The sequence below is a fragment of the Alteromonas sp. 4NH20-0056 genome (assembly GCF_057539655.1).
Window position 1 is genome coordinate 1 of record NZ_BAAJLS010000026.1, and the last position, 1254, is coordinate 1254.

General features: G+C 45.7%; 2 protein-coding genes. Both read left to right on the forward strand.

What is annotated here, in order from left to right; all coding sequences use genetic code 11:
• The first annotated feature begins 54 nt into the window (after window positions 1-54).
• On the forward strand, window positions 55-366 hold the full coding sequence (locus tag AC27EZ_RS18080) for a transposase (protein WP_421133486.1): 312 nt from the start codon (window positions 55-57) through the stop codon (window positions 364-366).
• Window positions 367-377: 11 nt separating this feature from the next.
• The gene (locus AC27EZ_RS18085) at window positions 378-1220 is read left to right on the forward strand and encodes an IS3 family transposase (protein ID WP_487136656.1); all 843 of its coding nucleotides are present in this window, start codon (window positions 378-380) and stop codon (window positions 1218-1220) included.
• The last annotated feature ends 34 nt before the right edge of the window (window positions 1221-1254 follow it).

Genomic DNA, 1254 nt, shown 5'->3' on the forward strand with positions numbered 1-1254 from the left:
GAGGACTTACCCAAACTTAGTGGACATCTCCTATAGTTAGATAAGAGGTGACTTATGGCTAATAAAAAGAAGGTTCATGCTTATACTGAAGAGTTTCGTAAGGAAGCTGTTCGTCGAGCAGATCAAAAGGGTAACTCCAACCAATCCGTAGCCGCAGAGCTGGGTATTTCCGCGCAACAAATCTACAACTGGCGTCGACAGTTCAAGCGCTGTGGCGGCAATCAGTTCTCAACCATTCAAGGTGTGAAGTTTCACCAAGAAGACGCTGATGAAGTGCAAGCGCTTAAGCGCCAGTTGGCCGACCTTAAAGAAGAGAATGCGTTTTTAAAAAAGGCTGCCGCGTACTTTGCGAGCGACCAAGAGTAAAGTACGCACTCATTAAAGTGTATGTGGGGCAATTCAGAATAACTGTGATGTGTCGGGCACTTAAAGTGTCTCGTTCTGGCTATTACAAGTACCTCACCCGCGATATATCTGCACACCAGCAACGACGCAAACAGCTTCGTGAGCACACCATGGCGCTCTTTGAGAAATTTCAAAAGCGCTATGGCGCGCCCAGATTAACGCGTGCATTAAAAGCTGAAAACGTGCCCTGCTGCGTTAATACGATAGCGAAAATCATGCAGCAGCTACAGTTACGTGCTCGCAACGGTAGAGCGTTTCGATATTCGCAATATAGCCACAGTAATGTACGCGTGAGTCAAAACGTATTGCGCCGGCAATTTGTGGCGACAAAGCCCAACACGAAGTGGGTTACGGACATTACTTACATTCGATTCAAAGGCCAATGGCATTACTTGGCTACCGTGATGGACTTGTACTCAAGAGCCATTGTTGGCTGGGCATTTGATGGTCATATGACCGAAGAGCTTATTATACGAGCCCTCAATATGGCGATTAGCCGACGAGATATAGTGCCTGGGTTAATCATTCACTCTGACAGAGGTGTTCAATATCGTTCCGTGCGATACCAAGACCTGATAATGAGCATCGGTGCCGTATCCAGTATGAGCAGAAGAAGCAACTGCTGGGACAACGCTGTAATGGAGTCATTCTTCAGTCGCATGAAAGTCGAACTCATTTATGGAGAGAAATTCAACTCGCTTCAGGAAATCAAATCTTGTATCTTCGAATACATTGAGATTTTTTATAATCGCGTACGCCAGCATTCAACACTGGGTTATGTAAGCCCATATGAATACGAAGCGATATACGCTTAACATGGATGTCCACTTTTAGTGGGTAAGACCAGTT